The organism is Ohtaekwangia sp. (assembly GCF_036568665.1).
Classification (GTDB): domain Bacteria; phylum Bacteroidota; class Bacteroidia; order Cytophagales; family Cyclobacteriaceae; genus Ohtaekwangia.
In genome coordinates this window covers 1-7,854 of the sequence record NZ_DATCSD010000297.1, presented here as the reverse complement: position 1 = coordinate 7,854, position 7,854 = coordinate 1, and the positions used below count along the sequence as shown (strand labels likewise).

The 7,854-nt window shown below is 42.5% G+C and carries 6 protein-coding genes and 1 pseudogene; 1 reads left to right on the top strand and 6 read right to left on the bottom strand.

Going from position 1 to position 7,854, the window contains the following annotated elements:
* Nucleotides 1-359, bottom strand: a pseudogene (locus tag VIN08_RS16070) (transcription antitermination factor NusB); the annotation flags it as partial.
* A gap of 265 nt (nt 360-624) precedes the next feature.
* On the opposite strand from VIN08_RS16070, the gene VIN08_RS16065 reads away from it, so the two are divergent.
* Nucleotides 625-2,412: an ABC transporter ATP-binding protein gene (locus VIN08_RS16065; RefSeq protein WP_331967118.1), complete on the top strand. Its 1,788-nt coding sequence runs from the start codon at nt 625-627 to the stop codon at nt 2,410-2,412.
* Nucleotides 2,413-2,475: 63 nt separating this feature from the next.
* Here the strand turns inward: VIN08_RS16065 and VIN08_RS16060 are convergent, their stop codons facing one another.
* The 5 genes from VIN08_RS16060 to VIN08_RS16040 all read right to left on the bottom strand — a co-directional run.
* Complete coding sequence (locus VIN08_RS16060) at nt 2,476-3,054, bottom strand: hypothetical protein (protein WP_331967116.1); 579 nt, start codon at nt 3,052-3,054, stop codon at nt 2,476-2,478.
* Between the two features lie 18 nt (nt 3,055-3,072).
* The gene (locus tag VIN08_RS16055) at nt 3,073-3,813 is read right to left on the bottom strand and encodes a hypothetical protein (RefSeq protein ID WP_331967115.1); all 741 of its coding nucleotides are present in this window, start codon (nt 3,811-3,813) and stop codon (nt 3,073-3,075) included.
* 57 nt (nt 3,814-3,870) lie between these two features.
* The gene (locus VIN08_RS16050; protein WP_331967113.1) at nt 3,871-5,643 is read right to left on the bottom strand and encodes an ABC transporter ATP-binding protein; all 1,773 of its coding nucleotides are present in this window, start codon (nt 5,641-5,643) and stop codon (nt 3,871-3,873) included.
* Between the two features lie 110 nt (nt 5,644-5,753).
* Nucleotides 5,754-6,992 (bottom strand): pitrilysin family protein, encoded by a 1,239-nt coding sequence (locus VIN08_RS16045; RefSeq protein ID WP_331967111.1) that lies wholly within the window; start codon nt 6,990-6,992, stop codon nt 5,754-5,756.
* Nucleotides 6,993-7,047: 55 nt separating this feature from the next.
* The coding region (locus VIN08_RS16040) for a HAMP domain-containing sensor histidine kinase (RefSeq protein WP_331967109.1) at nt 7,048-7,854 on the bottom strand (807 nt) is incomplete at its 5' end.

Sequence of the window (7,854 nt, the reverse complement as noted above, 5' to 3'; positions counted from 1 at the left end):
GCTATATAGTGATCGTATATCTTTTCAACTTCGCTGATCAGATTTTTCAGGAAGAAGTCGCTATCTTTTTTAGACTGCTTCGCATAGAATTGGAAGCACTCGTTTACTACTTTTTTAATCTTGGGATCATCACTATCAACCGAAGTCTCACCTTTTTTAAAGGTCTTCTCAAAAAGCTTGGCAGCCGTTTTCTTTTGAAGCGACAGCGCTGCTTTATCCTGTACCTCCATGGAGTTCAGATCAGGAGCAAACGCCTCACTGATTTTGTCAAGGCATAGTTCATAGTTGGCATCTTTACATTGCTGCAAGGCAAACAGGCTTTGCATGACTTTGATACGGAGACTTCTTCGGTTAAGCATGATAAAGAACGGTGGTTTTTAAAAGCTGGCGTAAAAATAATGCATTGACGTTCACAGTTCAAGATTAAAGTTATAGGATGATCAATGGATTACGTAGTTTTGCCGATGTTTAATCGCATTGTCCTGTTAAAAAGTATAATCCGGCATCAGCCTGGGACGCGATTGATCCTTCATGATAAGCGAGCTGCAGTTCTCAGGTTTCATAATTTTATATGAACTATTGAAAGGATATTTCGTTTTATCGTGAGCCACCAAAATTTTTTACATGCGCGAACTGAAGTATCTAAACAAGTATCTGTTCAAGTACAAGTGGCATCTCATCTTAGGAACCATCTTTGTCATTCTCTCCAATGTCTTTCAGATCATACCGGCACAGCTGGTGCGTGACTCTATCGATCTTGTAGTAGATAACATTAGACTCTATAAGTCACTCGAAGGAACGGATGTTCAGCAAAATTTTTTCAAGGTTTTTGCTTTTGGTATTTTAATCTATGCGGGCCTCATCCTGGTGATGGCTTTTCTGAGAGGTATATTTCTATACTTTGTTCGCCAGACATTGATCGTTATGTCGCGCCTTATCGAATATGATTTGAAGAACGAAGTATTCCAACATTACCAGACGCTTCCATTAAGTTTTTACAGAAGAAATAATACGGGCGACCTGATGAATCGTATCTCCGAAGATGTGAGTCGTGTGCGTATGTACCTCGGTCCTGCTATTATGTATGGACTTACACTTATCACATTGTTTCTGATGTTGATCCCTATTATGTTCAGCATTAGTGTAAAGCTCACCTGGTATGCATTGAGTCCGCTTCCATTATTATCGCTGAGTATCTTTTTGGTGAATAATATTATTGAGAAACGTTCAGAAGAAATCCAACGTCATCAATCACGGTTATCAACGTTTGTACAGGAAGCGTTCAGTGGCATACGGGTGCTCAAATCGTTTAACCGTGAGCAGGAATCTATAGGTAGATTTGAAAAGGAAAGCGATGCCTATAAACGGCAGTCACTCAAGCTCACCAAAATGCAATCGCTTTTCTTTCCCATCATTATGGGGTTGGTAGGCATCAGCACTATTCTCACAGTATATGCCGGCAGCACAGAAGTGATCAATGGTAATCTCACCTTCGGAAATATAGCCGAGTTTATCATCTATGTAAACTTGCTTACCTGGCCTGTAACATCGCTTGGCTGGACGAGTAGTTTGGTGCAGCGCGCAGAAGCATCGCAGAAAAGGATTAATGAATTTCTGCGCACACAAACAAGTATAGTTTCTGAGAAAGAACTGGTGAAAGATATACAGGGTAAAGTTGAATTTAAGAAAGTAACCTTTACGTATCCGGATACCGGCATTAAAGCACTGAAAGATATATCATTTGTGATCAACCCCGGAGAATCGCTTGCTATTATAGGCACAACCGGTTCAGGTAAGAGCACGGTATCAAACTTAGTATCGCGATTGTATGATGTGCGCGATGGTGAGATTTTGATTGATGATACTCCTATTACTCATTACAATCTTACTTCACTGCGAAGCCAGATCGGCTATGTGCCGCAAGATGTTTTTCTTTTCAGTGATACGATCTTTAACAATATAGCATTCGGTATAAAAGACCCGGATGAAGCGAAAGTAATTCAAGCCGCGAAAGACGCGGATGTATACCACAACATCGTAGAGTTTCAGCAGGGTTTTGAAACAAGAGTGGGCGAGCGCGGTATAACTCTTTCCGGTGGACAGAAGCAGCGTGTATCCATTGCACGTGCTATAGTTCGCGAACCGAAAATACTGATGCTGGACGATGCACTTTCGGCAGTAGATACAAAAACAGAGAACAACATTCTGAGCAGCATGCGCAGAATTATGCAAGGGCGCACTACCATAATTATATCACATCGCGTGTCGTCAGCCAAACTGGCCAGCAAGATCATTGTGCTGATCGATGGAAACGTAGCAGAAGAAGGCACACATGAATCGCTGATTGCAGCGAACGGTATATACAAGGAACTATACGAAAAGCAAGTGCAGCTTGACGAAGAGGAAGCTTAGTACTCCTCGCAGATATACTATATATTATTCTGCCTAAGCCAGCGAGTTTTCTGGAAACGTATTTTAGAAATTATACCGCGCTCCGGTTCCGGCAAGTAATCGGAAAGTAAACCGGTCTGCTAATTCCAGCTGAAGACTCGTTTCCGCGAACAACGAAAGTGGTATATCTTCAAAAGTATACTCCAATCCTAATATACCTTCAGGCCCAAAGTCAAGATCGGTGCGTCTGTCGTGCAGATATTCATTATTGTTCGCCGGGTTACGATACCAGTAATCAACCTTGGCGAGTTTTAGCATAGCGCCAGCACCCCAGTACCATTGAAATTTACCTTCTGTATCTGTTACCGCTAAATCGTATTGAAATAACACTCGCGCCTGCATATATACCGCACTCGAAACATCTACGGATTCATACACATAATTATCGTAGCGGCTCATGTGTTTGAAAGAATTTTTGTAGTATCGATCATCAATGTTTCGGGGTGATGTACCTATACCAAATTCCACAGCTTTCGCAGTTGACAGGTAGCGTTTGTATGTAACGCCAGTAGGTAAACCAAGTCGTAGTCCTATACCTTGCTGTTGAGCATGCGCACTCACAACTACGATGATCAGGAGGGAAATCAACGCAACGTGTTTCATCTTTTTGTTTGTTCTTGTTTAAAAAATATACCGTAAACCTACGCCACCTTCTGCGCGGCTCCAGCCCGGATCGAGCTGCACATCTGTAAAATATTCAAGTTCCATAAAGGCAGAGATCGGTAATTGAAAGTAAGAATACTCTATACCAATCACACCTTGTGGTCCTTGCGTAAAGCGCGACACGGTGAAATTTCCTATCCGGTTATTGCTGTTTGGATTCGGATTGTCGGGCTCATCATATACATAATCGTATCGTATTTTGGAGTACTTCCATTCCCAACCGGCTCCCACGTAAAACTGAAGACCTGGTGAGATAAACTTGGCGTCAATATGATATAGAAGCTTTAACTCTCCTATGAAATCTGACTTCACAGTATGTGTAAGATAATTTACCTGAGCTCCCTGTGAAAGAGTATCACGCTGGTAAGTATTGAACTGTTGACGGAAATAACGATTATATAGTCCACTGGCAGGTTTACCTACATCTGCGGCAATCGCGAAATTTTTGTTCGGATAGTATTTATAGGTGAGTGCAAAAGGATCGCCCATCTTTACACCAAAGCCATGATAAGGGTATTTACTTTTATCAAAAACGGGGCATACGATTTTGGCTTTATTACCACGAACGCGTGTAGCGTTATAGTTGAATCGTTCGCGTGTATACGAGCTCTTGCTGCCATTACGCGGGCGTTGCTGTGCGAGTGTACATACACTTAGCAAGCAAAAGACCGAGAGCACAATTGATTTTTGTAAAAGCATTAGGGCAAATATAAGCCTTTTGCTGTGCTCGCCTAAAACCCCGGAACGAAAGCAGCATCAAACAAACTCTTTATACTGCATTTTATGGAGTTGAGCATAATAGCCATCCTGTAGCAGAAGTTCTTCGTGGCGGCCAACTTCTTTTATTTCACCGTGGTCGAGCACAATGATCTTATCTGCTTTTTGTATGGTTGATAAACGGTGTGCAATAACAATAGACGTACGGCCGCTCATCATCTTTACAATAGCCTGCTGGATCATCTCTTCCGTTTCTGTATCAACGGATGATGTTGCTTCATCCAGCACGAGTATCTTCGGGTTGAAGACCATAGCACGTATAAACGATATGAGCTGACGCTGACCAACGGATAATGTAGCTCCGCGCTCCATTACATTATAGGAAAGTTTACCCGGAAGCCGCTCAATAAATTTGCGCGCACCTACCAGGTCAGCAGCATGCCACACCATATCTTCTGTTACATCAGGATTGCCCAGCGTAATGTTTTTGAAGATGGTATCGGAGAAGAGAAATACATCTTGCAATACTACTCCTATATTTTTGCGAAGTGTACCCAGCTCATATTGCTTCAGGTCTATCTCGTCTATCCTGATGGAACCTTTATTGATTTCATAAAAACGGTTGAGTAAATTAATGATCGAAGATTTACCAGCACCGGTTGCTCCAACAAACGCAATGGTTTGACCCGGACGGATATGAAAGTTTATATCTTTCAATACGTAATCGGGCTCGTTGTAAGCAAACCACACGTGATCGAACTTTACATCTCCACCAATATGCTCCGGTATATGTTTGCCATTCTCTTGTACATGTTCTGTTTCATCCAACAGGTTCATGATGCGGGCAGAACTTACTATACCCATCTGTAACGTGTTGTAACGATCGGCAATCATCCGTATAGGACGGAAGAACATTTGTATATACATAATGAAGGCGATGAGTTTACCAATAGTAACGCCTGTGTCTTCATAATGTATAATTCCTTTTGCTCCATACCACACGAGTAATCCTATACCGGCTGCAGCAATGATCTCCGCCACGGGATAGTAAATGGAGTAATATAGTACCGAGCGCAGGTTGGCTTGCTTGTGCTCGTTGTTGATCTCGTTGAATTTTTCAAACTCTCGCTTCTCACTGCCAAAGATCTGCACGATGTTCATGCCGGTAATATGTTCCTGCACAAATGTGTTGAGGTTTGATACCGCATTACGAACTTCGTTGAAAGCAACTTTAATCTTTTCTTTGAATACATAAGTGCTGATGAGCAACAATGGTAATGTAGATAAACTTAATAACGCCAGTCTCCAGTCTTCATAAAACATGAAGCCGAGAATAAAAATGATCTGCAGCAGATCGCCCGCCATGGCAGCGAGCCCTTCACTGAAAACATCGGCAAGCGTTTCGACATCCGAGATCGTTCGGGTTACCAATCGCCCTATAGGAGTCTTGTCGAAGAACTTGAGTCGTAAGTGAACGATATGCTGGTATAGTCTGAGTCGTATATCACGAATGACCTGTTGGCCTAACCATCCGGATACATAGGTGTGTACATACTGGGCAATGGAGTTGATAACGAGCAGGATCATCAATATCCACATCATCCATACCATAGCCTGGTAATTTCCCTGGGCTACATCATGATCCAATGTATACTGTATTAATATAGGTCTGGTAGGAGCAAGGATGCCGAGTACTACTGTAAGCAGTATAACCAATACAAAGCGTCCTTTGTAGGGCATTACAAATTTCATGAGCCGGCTTAATACCGACCAGTCAATAATATTTCCGCTGCTTACTTTTTCTTTCTCCACGGTGGTTGGATCATTACATCATGAACGACTTTGGGTGAACGTTGAATACCAATAACTTGTTCAGCCTTCTCTCTATAATTTTACGAGTGGATAGCCTTTCAACGTATAGCTCAGGCCGTTGCCTTGTAATACAATACACTGGCGTTGGCTTCACGAAGTATATCAGCTGCCACGCGCTTAATGTCGGTTATTGTAACAGCTGTAATTTTATCGGCCTCTTTGTTAACGAGATCAGCATCGCCAGAAAGTTTGGAGAAGGCGAGGTTCATGGCGCGATTCATTACTTCCATTTCGCCAAACTCTAAAGTTGATTCAGCCTGGTTCTTTACTTTCTCAAGCTCTTCGGCTGTTACTCCTTTGGCAACAACTTCTTCCAGTATAGCATTCACGGCATTCTCCGCGTCTTCCAATGAAACACCTTCTTTTACACGGCCACTCACTACCAGTAATCCCGGATCAATGGTGCCCATTACAAACGATGATATAGAAGTAAAAATCTCTTTCTCTTTTACCAGTTGCTGATATAGTCTGCTCGATTGCCCGCGACTTAATACATCGCTGAGTAAATCTATAGCATAGTAATCGTCATGAAAACGACCCGGCATGTGCCACGCTTTATAGAAAGCATCCGCTGGTACTTTTGCTTCTACCTGTGAAAATCGTTTTTGTGTTTGCGTATTTTCTTTCGGAAGATTTCGTGGTTTGATCTTTCCTGCAGGTATAGGACCGAACCATTTTTCAGCAAGTGTTTTTACCTGACTGAACGTAACATGCCCTGCTACTACGAGTATAGCATTGCTGGGTACATAGTGACTGAAGAAGAAATTCTTTACATCTTCCATCGTGGCATCTTCTATATGCGCGATCTCTTTACCGATCGTTGCCCATTGATACGGATGTTGTTGATACGCCAATGGTCGTAATTTGAGCCACACATCACCGTATGGTTGATTCAAGTAACGCTGCTTAAATTCTTCCACGACAACTTTGCGTTGTACTTCCAAAACTTTGGGATCGAATGAAAGACTTAGCATGCGATCGCTCTCCAGCCAGAAACCTGTTTCCAGATTAGCGGCTGGTAAAGTGAGGTAATAGTTCGTGATGTCTGTGTTGGTAAATGCATTGTTCTCACCACCTACACGCTGCAGCGGCTCATCATAACTGGGAATGTTAAGGGAGCCACCAAACATAAGGTGCTCGAAAAGATGCGCAAAGCCTGTTCGGTCCGGATGCTCATCGCGCGAGCCTACATCGTATAAAATATTCATCACAGCTATCTGCACGGTTGGATCTTCGTGCACAATTACGCGCAAGCCGTTTTCTAAGGTAAATTCCTGAAAGTTTATCATGTGGCGCCAAAAATAACAAGATCAATTGACTTGATGAACGATAACGATTAGCAGATTATTCGGATACACTTTGAACCGGCAATGAAATAGTAAATACGGTGCCTTCACCGATTACCGATGTCGCTTTTACCGTTCCGCCAAGTTTGGCAACCGATTCTTTTAAAATATATAATCCAAGTCCTGAGCCCTGGGCATCTTCGTTTGCCCGGTAGAACATATCGAATATACGGGCCAGGTGTTCTTCGCCAATACCGATACCGTTGTCTTCTACGGTAATGATATAGTGTGCATCGGTTATCTCCAACGATATGCGCACAAAAGGTTTTCGGTCGCTGCCGGTCCAGTAAAACTTAATTGCATTGGATATAAGGTTGTTGAGAATGATCTTTAATCGCGTAACGTCTGATACCATTTCCGTTGCAGCGCGATCATCGATCATGAATAATATTTTATTATAGCTCGGTGCATATTGATGATCGTGCAGAACATTCTGAACAAATTCTCTGAACGAAAATTTTTCCAGCTTTATAGGCATGCGTGAGTTGCGTGAGTAGCTCACTACCTCTTCAATAAATTCTTCGAGTTTGCGCACGCTGTTCTCCATCATGGACAGATACGTTTCATGACTTTCGATGGACTTATCCATGCGTGCTACCATAATAAGACCTAGTATAGACTTAAGCGGAGCACTCAAGTCGTGAGATGCACTATATACAAAGCGGTCGAGCTCGGAGTTTCGTTGTGTTAACTCTTCATTGGCTCGTTGAAGATCGTGTGTTCGTTCCGTAACTAGTTGTTGCAGATACAAGCGTCTCTTCTTCATAAAGTAAGAGCTGATCGAGAACGTGATCCACGCTATAAA